This is a genomic window from Streptomyces sp. NPDC030165 (genome assembly GCF_055573595.1).
In genome coordinates, this window is sequence record NZ_JBVIBD010000011.1 from 81,759 (window position 1) to 96,831 (window position 15,073).

At 74.5% G+C, this 15,073-nt stretch carries 13 protein-coding genes; 3 read left to right on the forward strand and 10 right to left on the reverse strand.

Annotated elements, in window-relative coordinates; all coding sequences use genetic code 11:
* Positions 1-3: 3 nt before the first annotated feature.
* The 3 genes from ACZ4Z1_RS21785 to ACZ4Z1_RS21795 form a co-directional block, all read right to left on the reverse strand.
* Positions 4-1,503, reverse strand: a complete 1,500-nt coding sequence (locus ACZ4Z1_RS21785) for a CoA transferase (RefSeq protein WP_468488251.1) — start codon at positions 1,501-1,503, stop codon at positions 4-6.
* Between the two features lie 46 nt (positions 1,504-1,549).
* The gene (locus tag ACZ4Z1_RS21790) at positions 1,550-2,311 is read right to left on the reverse strand and encodes a 4'-phosphopantetheinyl transferase family protein (protein WP_468488252.1); all 762 of its coding nucleotides are present in this window, start codon (positions 2,309-2,311) and stop codon (positions 1,550-1,552) included.
* 111 nt (positions 2,312-2,422) lie between these two features.
* Positions 2,423-3,394 carry a DUF2867 domain-containing protein gene (locus tag ACZ4Z1_RS21795; protein ID WP_468488253.1) on the reverse strand — a complete coding sequence of 324 codons (972 nt, stop codon included), beginning with the start codon at positions 3,392-3,394 and terminating at the stop codon, positions 2,423-2,425.
* Between the two features lie 51 nt (positions 3,395-3,445).
* On the opposite strand from ACZ4Z1_RS21795, the gene ACZ4Z1_RS21800 reads away from it, so the two are divergent.
* The 3 genes from ACZ4Z1_RS21800 (at position 3,446) to ACZ4Z1_RS21810 (ending at position 5,802) form a co-directional block, all read left to right on the forward strand.
* The gene (locus ACZ4Z1_RS21800; protein WP_468488254.1) at positions 3,446-4,150 is read left to right on the forward strand and encodes a TetR/AcrR family transcriptional regulator; all 705 of its coding nucleotides are present in this window, start codon (positions 3,446-3,448) and stop codon (positions 4,148-4,150) included.
* A 216-nt stretch (positions 4,151-4,366) separates the two neighbouring features.
* Positions 4,367-5,554: a cytochrome P450 gene (locus ACZ4Z1_RS21805; RefSeq protein WP_468488255.1), complete on the forward strand. Its 1,188-nt coding sequence runs from the start codon at positions 4,367-4,369 to the stop codon at positions 5,552-5,554.
* A gap of 53 nt (positions 5,555-5,607) precedes the next feature.
* Positions 5,608-5,802 carry a ferredoxin gene (locus tag ACZ4Z1_RS21810; protein WP_468488256.1) on the forward strand — a complete coding sequence of 65 codons (195 nt, stop codon included), beginning with the start codon at positions 5,608-5,610 and terminating at the stop codon, positions 5,800-5,802.
* Here ACZ4Z1_RS21810 and ACZ4Z1_RS21815 read toward each other — a convergent pair whose 3' ends face one another.
* The 7 genes from ACZ4Z1_RS21815 to ACZ4Z1_RS21845 form a co-directional block, all read right to left on the reverse strand.
* A complete protein-coding gene (locus ACZ4Z1_RS21815) occupies positions 5,803-7,725 on the reverse strand; it encodes a CocE/NonD family hydrolase (RefSeq protein WP_468488257.1) in 1,923 nt (640 codons plus the stop codon).
* 310 nt (positions 7,726-8,035) lie between these two features.
* Positions 8,036-9,004: a S66 peptidase family protein gene (locus ACZ4Z1_RS21820; protein WP_468488258.1), complete on the reverse strand. Its 969-nt coding sequence runs from the start codon at positions 9,002-9,004 to the stop codon at positions 8,036-8,038.
* Positions 9,001-10,992, reverse strand: a complete 1,992-nt coding sequence (locus ACZ4Z1_RS21825) for a S9 family peptidase (RefSeq protein ID WP_468488259.1) — start codon at positions 10,990-10,992, stop codon at positions 9,001-9,003. Before ACZ4Z1_RS21825 ends, ACZ4Z1_RS21820 begins: the two co-directional genes overlap by 4 nt.
* A 178-nt stretch (positions 10,993-11,170) precedes the next feature.
* Entirely contained in the window at positions 11,171-12,550 is a 1,380-nt protein-coding gene (locus tag ACZ4Z1_RS21830) for a M20/M25/M40 family metallo-hydrolase (protein ID WP_468488260.1), read from the reverse strand.
* Positions 12,543-13,376: a M55 family metallopeptidase gene (locus tag ACZ4Z1_RS21835; protein ID WP_468488440.1), complete on the reverse strand. Its 834-nt coding sequence runs from the start codon at positions 13,374-13,376 to the stop codon at positions 12,543-12,545. The genes ACZ4Z1_RS21830 and ACZ4Z1_RS21835 overlap by 8 nt, the downstream gene beginning before the upstream one ends.
* Before the next feature lie 201 nt (positions 13,377-13,577).
* Complete coding sequence (locus tag ACZ4Z1_RS21840; RefSeq protein WP_468488261.1) at positions 13,578-14,072, reverse strand: hypothetical protein; 495 nt, start codon at positions 14,070-14,072, stop codon at positions 13,578-13,580.
* A gap of 218 nt (positions 14,073-14,290) precedes the next feature.
* Positions 14,291-15,013 carry a class I SAM-dependent methyltransferase gene (locus ACZ4Z1_RS21845; protein ID WP_468488262.1) on the reverse strand — a complete coding sequence of 241 codons (723 nt, stop codon included), beginning with the start codon at positions 15,011-15,013 and terminating at the stop codon, positions 14,291-14,293.
* Between the last annotated feature and the right edge of the window lie 60 nt (positions 15,014-15,073).

Below are 15,073 nucleotides of genomic sequence, written 5' to 3' on the forward strand. Positions count from 1 at the left end.
CCGTCAGCGTGCGCGCCAGGCCGGGGCGTCGCCGCCCCAGTGGCCCGGCGGGCGGGACCAGTTGGCCGGTCCCCCTTCGAAGGTGACGGGCGGGAGCGCGTGGCGGAGGTGGCCCACGGGGCCGGTGCTTTCGGTGAGATACGGGGCGGGGTCGTACGGACGGGCCGGGGGCTCCGACGGGTGAGGGGCTTCGGGCAGACCGTGGACCAGCCAGGCGGCGGTCTGCGCCAGGGCGAGGGTCGCCAGCCGCGTGCCGCCCGTACGGGACTGTTCGGTCAGCGCGCGCAGGACCGCGGCGGCCAGCAGATAGCCCGTGCCGTGGTCCAGGGCCTGGGCGGGCAGCGCTCCTGGCGTGCCGTCCGCTCCGGCCTCGGCGACGGCGATGCCGGAGGCCGCCTGTACGAGGCTGTCGAAGCCGCGCCGCCCGCCCCACGGCCCATAGCCGCCCCAGGCGGAGAGGCGGGCGACGACCAGGCCGGGACGGCGTTCCGCCAGGGCTTCCGGCGCCAGGCCGTACCGGTCCAGGGCGCCCGGCCGGTAGCCGGTGACGAGCACGTCGGCGGCGGCCAGGAGGGCGTCGAAGGTGGCGCGGCCGGACCGCGAACCGAGGTCGAGCGTGGCCGAGCGCTTGCCGAAACCGGTGTCGCTGTGCGCGTCCTGACTCTCCGGGAGCTGTGGCGCGTCGATGCGCAGGACGTCGGCGCCGAGGAGCGCGAGCGTCCGGGTGGCGACCGGCCCGGCGATCACCCGGGTCAGGTCCAGCACCCGCAGGCCGGCGGCCGGGAGCAGCGGGTCCGGGCCGCCGCCGACCGTGGCGAGACGGCGCGGCGGGGCCCCGGCGCCGAGGCTCTCCAGGGTCAGCAGCGGCCGGACGGCCACCGCCGCGCCCTGCTCGTGGGCGGCCCACTGGGCGGGCGTACGGACGGCGACGGCCAGCCCGCCTGCCGCGTACACGGTCCGCTCGGCCTCCTCGGCGCGCCGGCTCGCCAGTTCCGCCGCGACGTCGGCCGCCCCGGCCGTACCCGGCAGGTCGAGCGCGGTGAGCAACCGGGCGCGGTGGTGCGGGTAGTTCGCGTGGGTGCGGACCCAGCCGTCGGCGGTCCGCCAGAAGCGCGAGAGGGGCGCGAAGGACGAGGGGGCACGGCCGTCGACGCGCAGGTGGCGTTCGCTGACGAAGGCGGTGGCGACCGCGCCGTCGTCGACGCGTACGTCCGGTACGGCCTTCCCGGTGCGGCGGGCGGCCAGTTCGGCGGCGGCGAGCGCGCACACGGCGACGGTGGAGCGGGCCAGGGGCAGGACGGGGAGCCGGGCGGCGAGCGGGCCCTCGGGCACGCCGGCCGGGCCGCCGTACGTGACGTGTCGCGTCAGGACCGGATCGCCGCCGAGAGCGGCCCAGGCGGCGTCCGTCCCGGATCGCGCGCCAGGGCGTGTGCCGCCGGCCTCCCGGCTCGCCGCTCCCCGTACCGCGCCGTCCGTCGCCCCGCCCGCGTGTGATTGGCCCATGCAGGAAGTGTGACGTCCGGCGCCGTACGGCATCGATCAAGAACGGTCAAAATGTGGCAGCTGTGGTACGTATCGCGCAGGCCGCCGCGTACCCCTCCGGCACCGCCACGTCCGCCATCTCCCACCCCGGCACCGCGACCGGCGCCGGACCGGCGCCGACCAGGGTCGTGGTCATCAGATCGCCCGCCAGGCCGCTGCCCGTGCCCTTCAGGTACGCCTCCTTACGGGTCCAGCAGCGGGCGAAGGCGGCCGGCCGGCCGTCTTCGGGCAGGGCGTCCAGCGTCGCGCGCTCCTGCGGGTGCAGCATGCCGGACACCTCCGCCACGGTCCGGGGCGAGGCCGGCCGCTCGATGTCCACGCCGACAGGGGTGCGGGCGAAGCCGATCAGCGCCATGTCGCCGGTGTGGGAGAGCGAGAAGTGCAGCGGCACCCCGGCGCCGGCCAGCGCCGGCCGGCCGTGCGGCTCGTCGCAGCAGGGGCAGGGTTCGCGTACGAACCGGATGCCGGCCGGGTCACGGTCCAGGTACGCGCCGAGCAGACGGCGCAGCGCGCTGTGCGAAGTGGCGTAGGTGTCGCGGTCACCGGGCCGGACGAACGCGGCGGTCCGCTTGCGTTCGGCCGCGTCCAGCACCGCCGTGTCGTGCAGCCCGGCCTCGGGCACGGTGCGCACCAGCCACAGCGACACCTCCCGGGCGCCGTCCGCCGGCAGCGGGCCCGGCAGCGCGGACGCGTCGTACAGCTCGGGGGTCAGGGCGGGCCGCGCGGCGCCGCTCTCCTCGCTGGGGGCCCAGATATCGCCCGTGGTCATCGGTCGCACTCCCTCGTCGTCTTCCTGCGCGTCCGCCCGGAGTCATCCGGTCCGTCCGTTTCTCGGCGGCGCGTGCGGGCGGTCCGGCGCGGTGCGGGGTGCCGGGAGCCGTTACGGCCGTGTCCGGTGACCGTACCCGGCTCGCGGGGCGCGTGCCGCCGAGTCGCGCTCCCCCGCGCTCGGTGCGGCCAGCGCCAGCCGGCGGTGCGTACGGCGGAGCATCGCCCGGGCGAGGACCGGGTGAACACGCCGGACGACCGCGAAGTACAGCCGCCCGCCCGCGTTGTGGGTCCGTACGACCGTACTGAGCGTCACCCGGCCGCCGTGGCCCGCGGTCCGCCCGTCCGGCCCCGCGGCCGGGCTCTCGACCAGGATCGACGCGCGGAAGTCCAGGTGCCGGGCGTCCTGGCCGAGCAGGATCTCCCCGCCGTCCGCGGTCGTGGCACGGCCCAGCTCGGGGAACGCGCCGCGCAGCACGCCCTTCCAGGCGGCCGGGTCGCGCGGCATGCCGGGCGGCAGCGGCAGCTGCCAGGCGTCCTGGAAGTCCGTACGCGCGAAGGCGGTACGGGCCAGCCGGGCGCCGGGCGGGACGGCGACGGCGACGGGGCGCTCCCACAGGAGCCGGTTCAGCAGCCGCACCCACCGCGAACGGCGGACCGGGGCGCGGACGGTGCCGGTGGCGGCGCGTTCGACGTTGTCGAGGACCTCCTCGACGACGGTGGCGTGCATCCACCGGACCGCGAGCGGCCAGGCGGCCAGGTTCACGCCGGTGAGGCGGTCCTCCAGGACGTGGGTCACCCGGCAGCTGTCCGCGTCGAGCGGGGTGACCTCGATGGCGTGGTGGCCGCCCCCGGGGAAGTCGAAGCGGAGGCGGCGGCCCGGCTCATAGGCGGTGACGCGGTAGCGGACGAAGCCGTGGCCGCCGGTCGCGCCGACGCCCAGCGGGCGGTCGAAGCGCATGGCGGGCCAGGCGGGGACCGGGAAGAGCGGGTCGTCGTCGCCGGCCAGCCGGTCGATCAGGGCCCCGACCGTCCCGGCGGGGGCCTGGACGGTGCGTGCGTGGACATCGCGGACCGTGCGCATCAGGCACCTCCATACGGTTGCGTATGTTTGACCGTACGGTAGCGTATGGTCATGGCGCAACGGCGAACGGACGACCGGCGGGACACCTCCTCGGACCGGCCCGCGAACCCCGACTCGGGCAAGACCGCGACCCCTCCTCCGGGCCGGCCCGCGAACTCCCCCACCGGCGCGGGCCGCAGCAGACGGCGGAGCGGCACCCGGCGCCGGCTGACCGCCGACGACTGGGCCGACGCCGCCCTCGCGGCCATCGGCGAAGGCGGCCTGGCGGCGGTGGCCGTCGAGCCGATCGCCACCCGGCTCGGCACCACGAAGGGCAGCTTCTACTGGCACTTCGCCAACCGGGACGCGCTGGTCGACGCCGCACTGGAGCGCTGGGAGCAACTGCACACCGAGGCCGTCATCACCACGGTCGAGGCGGAACCCGACCCGGAACGACGGCTGCGCGGCCTGTTCGCGCACGCGACCGCCGCGTCCGCCGAGGACCCCCTGGAAGTCTCGCTGCTGGCGACGGCGGCGGAGCCGCGCGTCGCGGCGGTCCTGCGCCGGGTGACGGACCGCCGGATCGGCTATGTCGCCGGGCTGTTCGCCACGCTGGGCTTCCCGGCGGCCGAGGCGCGCCGGCGGGGCCTGCTCGCGTACACGGCGTATCTCGGCCACACCCAACTGGGGCACGCCGTCCCGGAGAGCCTGCCCGGCGGGGCGGACCGCGACCGGTACCTGGACTCGGTGATCGACACCCTGCTCTGCCGGGAGTGACCGGGCCGGAATTGGCCGGTCTGCGCATGGACGTACTACGTGCATGGGGCATGGAGTGGAAGGTGACGTGATCCGGTCCAGCCCCCTCCCCTCTCCGCCCGCTCCGCCCATATCGCCGCCCTTATCTCCTCCCGACCCGCCGTCCGACAGCCTTGCCACAGGAGCCCGTCGACCGCACCGCCCACGCAGCCACGCAGCCTTCCGCCAGGAGGTCCCATGACCGAGGCGCCGCCCTTCCCCCAGGACCGCACCTGTCCCTACCACCCGCCCACCGGCTACCAGCCGTTACGCGACACCCGTCCGCTGTCCCGCGTGACGCTCTACGACGGCCGCCCCGTCTGGGTGGTGACCGGCCACGCCGAGACCCGGGCGCTGCTCACCGACCCGCGCCTGTCCGCCGACCGGCAGAACCCGGCGTTCCCCGCCCCCGCGCCGCGCTTCGAGTCGCTGCGCACCGTACGGACCCCGCTGCTGGGGGTCGACGACCCCGAACACAACACGCAGCGCCGGATGCTGATCCCGAGCTTCAGCCTCAAGCGCGTCGCCACACTGCGCCCGCGCATCCAGGAAATCGTCGACCGGCTGCTGGACGCCATGGAGAAACAGGGCCCGCCGGCCGAGCTGGTGTCCGCCTTCGCGCTGCCCGTGCCGTCCATGGTGATCTGCTCCCTGCTCGGCGTCCCGTACACCGACCACGAGCTCTTCGAGGAGCTGTCCCGCACCCTCCTGCAGAGCACCGACCCCCAAGAGGTCACCGAAGCCCGCGACCGGCTGGAGGACTACTTCACCGGCCTGGTGGCCCGCAAGCGCGAACAGCCGGGCGACGGTCTGCTGGACGAGCTGATCGCCGAGCGCCTGGACACCGGTGAGATGGGCCACCGCGACCTGGTGCGCATGGCCATGCTCCTGCTGGTGGCCGGCCACGAAACCACCTCCAACATGCTCTCGCTGGGCACCTTCACGCTGCTGGAGCACCCGGAGCAGTTCGCCGCGCTGCGCGCCGACGCGTCGCTGCTCCCGGAAGCGGTGGAGGAGCTGCTGCGGTTCCTGTCGATCGCCGACGGGATGGTGCGGGTGGCGACCGAGGACATCGAGGTCGGCGGCGAGACGATCCGGGCCGACGACGGTGTCATCTTCTCCACCTCGGTCGTCAACCGGGACGGCGCGGCCTACGCCTCGCCGGACACCCTGGACTGGCAGCGCTCCGCCCGCCACCATGTCGCCTTCGGTTTCGGCGTCCACCAGTGCCTGGGCCAGAATCTGGCCCGCGCGGAGATGGAGATCGCCTTCGGGGCGCTCTTCGCCCGCTTCCCCGGCCTGCGGCTGGCGGTGCCCGCCGCCGAGGTCCCCCACAAGCCCGGCCACACCCTGCAGGGCCTGGTCGAACTGCCCGTCACCTGGTGAGCGGGCGGCCGGCCGTGCCCCGGGTGTCCGCCGACGAACGGAAGAGATCCGCCATGAAGATCGACATCGATACGTCCGTATGCATCGGCTCCGGTCAGTGCGCGCTGACCGCGCCGGAGGTGTTCACCCAGGACGACGACGGGTTCAGCGCCCTGCTGCCGGGCCGCGAGGACGGCGCGGGCGACCCGATGGTCCGGGAGGCCGCCCGCGCCTGCCCGGTCCAGGCCATCACGGTCACCGACTCCTGATCAAGGGCTGTCGGCCTCGGCCACCTCGGCCACTTCCGCCACCTCGTCCAGCGCATCCGTGACCACCGGCAGTTCCAGCGTGCCGGTGTGCTCGCGGGAGCTGCGGACGGTCACCGGCTTGGTTCCGCGGTTGCCGAAGTACGCGGTGTCGCTGGCGGCGATCACGAAGCGCAGCCGGTGCCCGCGCTCGAAGCGGTGCACGATCGCGGGCAGGTCGACGGTGAACTCCCTGGTCACGTCCGGCACCCGGACCGGCGCCACCAGGCGGTGGACGAGCGTCTTGCCGCCGTCCGGGGCCACGTCGTAGAGCTTGACGAACAGCAGCAGCTTGTCGGCCGCGTCACCGGAGCGCTGCGTCTGCTCGGCCTCGGGGGAATGGACCTCAAGGGTGGCCCGGGGCGCGCCGACCACGTCCACCGGCCGCCCCCGGACCGGGTCGGACGTCCAGTCCACGTAGGTGCCCCGGGTGTCGTACGGCGTGCGGTTCGGCAGCCTCAGCAGTTCCGCCAGCGAACTCTCCGAGTGACTGGTCGGCACCCGCCAGTTGCGGTACGAGCGGTCGCCGCTGACCACGTCGGCACGGCTGTCCACCAGCCTGCCGTCACCGGAGAGGTACAGCTGTCGCGGGATGCCCCCGGGGAAGACCTCCGAGGTGCCGTACACCGGTCCGCGGCGCACCCAGTCCCGGTAGTACGCGAAGGCGGGCCCGGTGTCGGTGCCCCACGCGTGACGCAGGTAGCGGCCGAACCACGCGAGGACCCGCCGCCCGACGTAACTGCTCTCGAAGTTGCCCTTCGCCAGGTCGAGTTCGCCCTCGGCCGGGTCGGTCATGCCGCCACTGTGGCCCCAGGACTGCCAGATCATCGCGGTGTCGGTGCCCTGTGCCCGCAGGGTCTCGAACGTCGCGGTGGCCTCGTTGAGGTTGAAGAGGGTGTCCGCCTGCCCCTGGACGAGCAGGGTCGGTGTGCGGACGGAGGCGAGGTAGGAGACCGGGGAGACGCTGCGTGCGTAGCCGAGCACGGCCTCCGTACGGGCGGCCGGGTAACGGCCGGAGTTCAGCAGCTTCTTGGTCTCGCACGCCTGCGCGACGAAGTGCACGCATCCCGCGCCGCCGGACCGCGAGGCGTCCAGGCGCGGATGGAGCAGGCCCTGGGCCTCCCCGATGAGGTAGAAGCCGTTGGTCCACTGGTACTTGTACGCACCCGGCTGCGGCCCCGTCACGCCGGAGGTGCGGTCGGCGTTGTTCGGGGCCATGGCGTACGCGAGGTCGTGCCAGGTGATGAGCGGGACCAGGGCGTCCAGCCGCCCGTCGACGGCAGCGGTGGCCAGCTGGATCGCGCCGCCGTACGAGCCGCCGAACATGCCCACCCGAGGGTCGTGGGGGCCGTCCTTGGTGACGAAGTCGACCCGTGTCCCGTCCCGCGCCGCCCGCTGCCCGGCGAGGAAGTCCAGGAGCCGGCTCGCCGCCCGGCCGTCGACGCCCGGGTCGTCGAGGGAGATCGGGCAGCCGGTACGGCCGAAGCCGAGGCCGGAGTAGGCCAGCGCGACATAGCCGCGGACGGCGAAGGCGCGGGCGATGGCGTCGGTGGAGCCGTCCGACTTGCTGCCGCCGAACCCGTTGGTGGTCAGGACGGCGGGCGCCGGATGCGCGGCGTCCACGCCCGCGGGGCGGTAGAGGTCGGCGTCGAGCGTGCAGTCGCGGCCGCCGGCCCGTACCGGGAGTTTCAGGGCGGTGACGGAGTACCCGGGCTGCCGGGACCCCGCCGCCCCGGCCGTCCCGGCGGCGGTCACCGGCCCGATGAGCGCCGCGCACGCCGCGAGGCACACCGAGGCGGAGACCGGCAGCCGGACGTGCCGGGTCCGCGCTGCGCTCCGGACGGGCCGGGCCACGGCACCGGGCAGGGCTCTGGACACGCTGGGCACGCAGACCTCCACAAAGGCACGCCGCACCAAGCGGTCGGTAACGGCCGGCTCATGTCGTGACACGGGTCGGGGCCCGTGTCATCACCCCGGCCGGGCGCCCGCCGGGGTCACGACACAGGCTCTAACAGAGGTGTCAACGCTCGCACCGGGGATTGTCTCCCGTGCCTCGCCAGGTCCATCCGAAAGGCTCCGCCCGCACCACCCGATGGGCTGCACGAACACCCGGACCGGGCCCCGGCGGACCACTCGTACGAGACCGGCGCCGAGGACGCGGTGCACGGCCGTGTCGCTCGTCCGGGTGGCGCTGCCGTCAGGGGCGCTCGCGCAGCGCCGGGACGTCGTACACGAGGGTCCCGGCCGCCGTGTCCAGCTCGGCCCGTACGCCCAGCGGCAGGGTGAGCGCCGAGTCGCCGTGCCCGAAGCCGAACTCTTCCACGACCGGGACGCCGAGCGGCCCGAGGCGGTCCAGCAGCACCGCGCGGATCTCCTCGTACGGGCCGCAGCGGGCCCACGAGCCGAGGACGACGCCCGCGACGCCGTCCAGCCATCCGGTGCGCAGCAGCTGGGTCAGCGCGCGGTCGATGCGGTACGCGGGCTCGCCCACGTCCTCCAGCAGGAGCAGACCTCCGGCCGCGCCCGGGCGGGCGTGCGGCGTGCCCAGGTCGGCGGCGAGCAGGGACAGGCAGCCGCCCAGCGTGACGCCGCTCGCCCGCCCCGGCACCAGCGGCCGGGCCGTCGGCGACGTGAGGATCCGCGCCGACGCGGGATCGAAGAGCGTGCGCCGCAGGTGTTCGCGGGTCGGCTCGTCCTTGAGGAACACCTCGCCCGCGACGGCCGGGCCGTGCAGTGTGGCCGCCCCGGCGCGTACCGCGAGTGCCTCGTGCAGCGCGGTCACGTCGCTGAAGCCGACCAGCGGCTTGGGCCCGTGTGTGCGGAAGGCCGCCCGCACGGCCGCCCAGTCCACGAGGTCGGCCATGCGCTGCGCGCCGTAGCCGCCGCGCGCCGCGAAGACCGCCGCGACGTCCGGGTCGCACAGTGCTTCCTGGAGGTCGCGGGCGCGTTCCTCGTCGGTGGCAGCCAGGTACGGCAGGGTGGCGTGCCGGCCGCGTACGTGGGGCGCCTCGACCGGGTCGAGGTCCCAGCCGCGCAGCAGGTCGGCCCCGGCGTCCAGCCGTTCCGGGGCGATCGGGCCACTCGGTGCGACCAGGCGGATCTGGTCGCCGGGGGCCAGGCGCCGGGGGCGGGCCGCCGTCCGCGGAACCGGGTGGCCGGCCGTCACTTGGTGAGTTCCAGCACGGGAACGTCCGTACGGTCGAGACCGAACACCTGGACGTACAGGGACAGTTCCGCCTCCACGGCGCGGACGATGGTCTCCGCGCGGCGGAAGCCGTGGCCCTCGCCCTCGAACGCCAGATAGGCGTGGGCGATGCCGTGCCGGCTGACCTCAGCGAGGAAGGGTTCGCACTGGCCGGGCGGGCAGACGGCGTCGTCGAGGCCCTGGAGGAGCAGGAAGGGGGCGGCGATCCGGTCCGCGTGCCGCAGCGGGGAACGGTCGCGGTAGCGGTCGGGCACCTCGGCGTGCGGGCCGATCAGGCTCTCCAGGTACTGCGACTCGAAGTCGTGGGTGCCGTCCACGGTCCAGCCCACCAGGTCGAGGACCGGGTAGCTGATCGAGGCGCAGGCGTACAGGTCGGTCGTCACGAGCGAGGCCGCGGCGGTCCAGCCGCCCGCGCTGCCGCCGCGGACCGCCAGCCGGTGCCGGTCGGCGGTGCCCTCGTCGGCCAGCGCCTCGGCGACGGCGGCGCAGTCCTCGACGTCCACCACGCCCCACTGCTCGCGCAGCCGCTCGCGGTAGGCGCGTCCGTAGCCGGTGGAGCCGCCGTAATTGACCTCCGCGACACCGATGCCGCGGGAGGTGAAGTAGGCGATTTCCAGGTCCAGTACGAGCGGGGTGCGGCCGGTGGGTCCGCCGTGCGCCCATACGACGTAGGGCGGCAGTTCGCCGTCGGGGGCGCGGTGTCCCGGGCTGTGCGGCGGATAGATGTGGGCGTGGATGTCGCGGCCGTCCGGGCCGGTGAAGGTGCGGATCTGCGGCTCGGGGTAGTACACCGGGTCCACCGCGTCGGTGTGCCGGGCCGCGATCACCCGGGCCCGGCCCGTGCAGGTGTCCAGTTCCACGATCTCGAACGCGCTGCGCGGGCTGGCGGCGACGCCGACCACCCGGCTGCCGTGCACGGCGAGCGTGGACGCCCACTCCGTCCACGGCCCGGCCGCGTCCACCAGTTCGCCGCTGACCGGGTCGAGGATGCCGAGCGTCATGGCGCCGCGGCCGTGCACCACCGCGATCGTGCCGCCCTCCAGTGGCAGGAACCAGCGCACCCCGAGCTGCCACAGCGGTCCGCCGAACTCCTCCTGCCGGGGGCGGCACAGGCGGGTGCCCGGGGTCCCGGCCGCGTCCGGGTCGGCGCGGCGCAGTTCCCACCAGCCGTCGGCGTCGGAGACGTACAGCAGCGTGCCGTCCGCGTCCCACTCGATCTGCGGTACGGACTCCTCGGTGCCGCCGGCGAACGTCCGTACGCCGGTGAACGCCCCGTCGTCGGTGATGTCGGCGAGCAGCACGACCGTGCCGTCCCACGGCATCCTCGGGTGGTCCCAGGCGATCCACGCGGCGCGCCGCCCGTCCGGCGAGATCCGCGGGCCGGTGACGAAACGGTGCCGGTCGTCGCTCAGTTCGCGTACGGCCGCACGGTCCTGGGCCGCCGAGCCGTCCAGCGGTACGGCGGCGATCACCCGGCGTACATCGGTCGGCCGGGGGCCGGTGAACTCCTCCAGGACGCACCACACCTCGCCCCGGGCGAGGCGCAGGACGGGGTCGGCCCAGCGCAGCCCGCCGCCGACGGCCGAGACCGGGGTGAGCGGGCGGGGCGCGGCGTCGCCGTCCGGCTCGCAGGCGTACAGCCGCTGGTCGGCGAAGTCGCAGAACACCACCACCGTGCGGCCGTCCGCGTCCACCGCGGCGGCCCAGGGCTGGCCGCCGTACTCCATGACCCGGCTGCGGACGTTCCAGGGCGCCGGCAGCAGGGTGCTTTCCGTGCCGTCGGGCCGCCTGCGCACGAGCGCGCGCCGCCCGCCTTCCGCCGGGCGGGCTTCGGTCCACCACACCTCGTCCCCCACCACGCCGACGTACTCGGGGCGGCCGTCGTGCTCGGCGACCAGCCGGGCGTCGATCGGGGACGGCCAGGCTCCGTAGGGGGCCGTGGTCACCATGGCGGCGTTCCTCCTCAGACGTTGGAGCCGCCAAGCCTGTCGTACGCGGGGCCGGGCATCAACCCGTACGGTTTTCCGCGATGGTCCGGTCCTGGCCGATGACGACCGGTCCGGGCGGGATCGGCCGGGCGGCGCGGTCCCCGCCGGGGGCCGGCGGCGCCGACGTTCCTTCAGGCGCTCATCCGTGCTGCGGCCGCCCCGTCGTCGCCCGCAGGAAGTGGTCCAGGACCCGTACGCCGAAGTGCAGCGCCTCCACCGGGACGCGCTCGTCGACCCCGTGGAACAGCGCCTGGTAGTCGAAGCCTTCGGGCAGTTTGAGCGGCGAGAAGCCGTATCCGGCAATGCCCAGCCGGGAGAACTGCTTGGCGTCCGTGCCACCCGACATGCAGTACGGGACGACGTGCCCGGCCGGGTCGAAGCGCTCGATCGCGGCCCGCATCGCGGCGTACGACGGCGAGTCCACCGGCGCCTGGAGAGCCACCTCGCCGTGGTCGTACGCCCAGGACACCTCGGGCCCGGTCAGCCGGTCCATGGTGGTGCGGAACTCCGCCTCGCCGCCGGGCACCACCCGCCCGTCCACGTATCCGACGGCGTTGCCCGGGATGACGTTGACCTTGTAGCCGGCCTCCAGCATCGTCGGGTTGGCACTGTTGCGGACCGTCGGCTCGACCAGCGCGGCGGACGGGCCGAGCTTGCTGAGCAGCGTGTCCACGTCGAAGTCGGGGGCGTCCAGGCGGGCCTCGATGCCGTGCAGGGCGGCCAGTTCGGCGAGCGCCGCGCGCACGGTGTCGGTCAGGCGCACCGGCCAGCGGTGCTCGCCGATGCGGGCCACGGCCGCCGCGAGCCGGCTGACCGCGTTGGCGCGGTTGACCTTGGAGCCGTGCCCGGCCTTGCCCTCGGCGGTCAGTTTCAGCCAGGCCGTACCCCGCTCCCCCGCCGCGACCGGGTACAGCCGCATCCCGCCGCCCGCGTGGAAGGTGAAGGCGCCGGACTCGCTGACGCCCTCCGTACAGCCCTCGAACAGGTCCGGGTGGTGGTCGGCGAGGAAGCCCGAGCCGTCGATGGCGCTGGCCTCCTCGTCGGCCGTGAAGGCCAGGACCAGATCGCGCTGCGGCCGGACGCCGGTACGCGCCCACTGCCGGACGGCCGCGAGCACCATCGCGTCCATGTTCTTCATGTCCACGGCACCCCGGCCCCACACGACACCGTCCTCGACCTCGCCGGAGAACGGGTGCCGGCTCCAGTCGGCGGGCTCCGCGGGCACCACGTCCAGATGCCCGTGCACCAGCAGGGCCGCCGCGCCGGGGTCCGCTCCCTCGACGCGCGCCACCACGTTCGTACGGCCCGGGGTGCGCTCCAGCAGCACCGGCTCCAGACCGGCCTCGGCGAGCCGTTCCGCGACGTACTCGGCGGCCGGGCGTTCCCGGCAGTCGCCGCCGCCGCGGTTGGTGGTGTCGATCCGGATCAGATCGGACGTGAACCGCACGACCTCGTCGAGGGCCCGTCCGTCCACCGCGGCACCGGCTCGGTCCGCCGTGTCGTCGGCGCTGTCAGCCATATTGCTCCTCCACCGCCGACGACACGACGGTGGTGACCGTCTTGAAGCAGCGGATCGCTTCGTACATGGTCTCGCTGGTGTACGCGACGCGCCGCTCACCGGCGGGCTCGACCCCGGGGACACAGGCCGCCTGGCCCACCAGGTGCTCGGCGTCGAATTCGATCTCCACGGTGAACGGGCCGCCGCGCACCGGCTCGGTGCGCACCGCGAGGGCCGCCGCCTCGCGCGCGGCGGCCGTGATGTCCGCCGCCGTACGGGCCGGCGGCCGGCACACGGCCGCGTACCGCGAGACGTAGTCCTTGACGGCCACGGCCCGCGCGTCGGGGGCGTACCCGACGGCGTCCTCACAGGTCCGGTCGTCTCCGGTCACCAGCACCACGGGCACACCGTATTCGGCCACCACCAGGGAGTTGAGGTATCCCTCGCTGGCCCGCGTGCCGTTCACCCACACGCCCGTCAGGGAGTTGGCGAGGTAGGTGTGGGCCAGTACGCCCTCGGTGCCCGCGCCCGCGTGGTAGCCGACGAAGGCGACACCGTCCACGTCGCCGTGCTGGACACCCTCGACCATGCTCAGCGCCTTGTGCTTGCCGGTGAGCAGCTGGGCGCGCTCGTCGAGCTGCTCCAGCAGCAGGTTGCGCATGGACCAGTGGGCCTCGTTGACCAGCACCTCGTCCGCGCCACCGGCGAAGAACCCGGCGATCGCCGCGTTGACGTCACCGGTGAACACCGGCCGGAACCGCTGCCACTGGGCGTGGCCCGGCAGCACGTCGTCCGGCCACGTCACTCCGGTGGCGCCCTCCATGTCCGCGGAAATGAGGATCTTCACCATGCACCCGTCCCGTCACAGCTAGCAGGCGGACCGCTCCGGCACCGGCCCGGCGGACCGCGCCGTCGCGCGCGCCACCGGGCAGGATCCCCACCATAACCACGACCGGCCACCACACTCCCGAGCTCGGCGCAGTTGCGTCCGTACGGCCGGACCGGGTGCCGGGCCCCACCCCCGTGCGGGCCCGGAACCCGGCCGGGCTCAGCCGCGGGCGGCCGGGACCGGCGGGAACCAGTGCCGTACCCGGAAGTCGCCCTTCTCCAGGGTTGCGAAGGGCGCGCTGCTCTGGCGCGTGCCGACGCCGTTCTGCGGCAGGCCGTCCATGGCCCAGCTGTACCCGAACCGGTCCTTGCGGCCGTCGTCCAGCACGGTGAAGCCGAACCGCTTGCCTCTGAGGTCACCGACCTCCGGGTAGCCCGGCGCACCGGTGAAGCGCGACTCGGTGACCACGCCGGTGGCGACCGCGGCCGGGCCGCCGGTCAGCAGGCAGTCGATACGGCCCTTGAAGTGGCCGCCCCACTTGTTGTCCATGTGGTGGCTGACGCGGAACGTGCCGGTCGCCTTGTCGGCGAAGCCACGCGCGTCGAAGGCGAAATGGACGTCGTCGCCCGGCCGGCGCCGGAGCTTGGCCACTCCGGTGAGGGACGGTTCGTCGGCAGTACGGGAGGCGGTCAGGGGACGGCGGGCACGCGGCATGGTTCCTCCTGGAGGCGTCACCCGGCGGGCCACCACCGGGGGCCGGGTCTCCCGGCCAGGCACCACCGTGCCGTCCGCCGCCCGTGCCACGCATCGCACTCCGGGCCGGGCCGCCTCCGCCGTACGGGGGAAGAGCGGCCGTACCGGAAGCCGATGCCCGGGCGCCTCCCGGCGTACCGGCACACCGCGCGCCGGGCCCGCGAAAGGTTTCCGCGCGGTCAGTCCGCCGCTCCGGCCACCAGCCAGTTCGTGGGAATCTCGATCCGGGAGCCGTCCGCTCGGTACTCGGTCGTCATCAGCGGCAGCCGGCCGGTGGCGATCACCCGCAGCCGGTAGGCGGCCAGCAGCCCGGGGACGACCGAGTCGGCCATCTCGCCGGGCGCGATACCGTGCGCCAGGACGGCCCGCAGCTTGCCCGGCGGACCCTCGGGGCCCTGCGTGAGCGAGACGAACACGTCCTTGGACGCCTCGGCCGGTTCGACGGCGAAGATCCGGCCGGGCCGGCCCAGCAGCGTCGCGACGTTCTCCACGATCCGGGGCCGGTCCTCGGAGGCGCACTGGTGCAGGACCCCGCGCAGGTACACATTGGCGTCGCCGAGCTCGCCGTGCAGAGCGCGTACCGCCGCCGGGTCGGCGGCGTCCAGGCACCGGTATTCGGCCAGGTCCGACGGATCGTCCGCGCGGGCGTGGGCGACGGCCGCCTCCGAGAGGTCGACGCCGACCGCGCGCGGGTAGTGCCCCGCCAGGAAGCGGGTCTGGGTGCCGTTGCCGCAGCCCAGGTCGACGACCGGCAGCGCTGCGTCGAAGTGGTCCGCGAAGAGCGGCAGGTGCAACTCGGCCGTCAGGGACGGGTCGGAGTCCCAGAAGACCTCGCCCTCACCGGCCGGCGCGTCCCGCCAGAAGCCTTCCCAGGCCCGCAGGTAGTGGCTCGAAGCGCTCATGGCCAATTGCTACTGCCGTACGCGAGGCTCCCGCAAGCCCGCCGACCGTTCTTTCATGCG